This window comes from Bradyrhizobium oropedii (genome assembly GCF_020889685.1).
GTDB classification, from domain to species: domain Bacteria; phylum Pseudomonadota; class Alphaproteobacteria; order Rhizobiales; family Xanthobacteraceae; genus Bradyrhizobium; species Bradyrhizobium oropedii.
Window position 1 is genome coordinate 1 of sequence record NZ_JACMYO010000471.1, and the last position, 708, is coordinate 708.

At 57.5% G+C, this 708-nt stretch carries 1 protein-coding gene; it reads left to right on the top strand.

Annotation, left to right across the window (positions count from 1 at the left end; all coding sequences use genetic code 11):
* Positions 1–180 precede the first annotated feature (180 nt).
* Positions 181–708: hydrogenase small subunit (locus H8A95_RS43350; RefSeq protein WP_229188494.1), on the top strand; the 528-nt coding region annotated here is incomplete at its 3' end.

Sequence of the window (708 nt, forward strand, 5' to 3'; positions counted from 1 at the left end):
ACACCATTAGCATGACAGGCGATCAATGGCGCAGCTTGTGGCTGGCTTGCTGGGCTCGCCAATTCGCAAATCCCCGAAACGGAGGCTTTGGTATCTGTCAAGTATTTCGCTTCGGTGGCTTGTTTCTTGCTGAGCGTCAGCAATTCGTTACGCCCGACGACAACTCACATGGAGGGGTTCATGGCTGGGGCAACGGAAACGTTTTACAGCGTGATCAGACGTCAGGGGATCACGCGTCGTAGTTTCCACAAGTTCTGCAGTTTGACGGCCGCGAGCTTGGGACTTGGTCCGCTCGACGCAAGCAGCATTGCCAGCGCCCTGGAGACCAAGCCGCGTGTGCCCGTCATCTGGTTGCACGGGCTCGAGTGTACCTGCTGCTCGGAAAGCTTTATCCGCTCGGCACATCCATTGATCAAGGACGCGCTGCTGTCGATGATTTCGCTCGACTATGACGATACGATCATGGCGGCGGCAGGACACCAAGCCGAAGCCATCCTGGAGGAAACCCGTGCCAAGTACAAAGGCAAATATGTGCTCGCCGTCGAAGGCAATCCGCCGCTGAAGGAGGGTGGCATGTTCTGCATTGATGGCGGCAAGCCATTCGTCGAAAAGCTCAGGTCGATGGCGGAAGAGTCCATGGCGATCATCGCTTGGGGCACATGTGCGTCCTGGGGATGCGTGCAAGCGGCCAAGCCCAATCCAACTGGC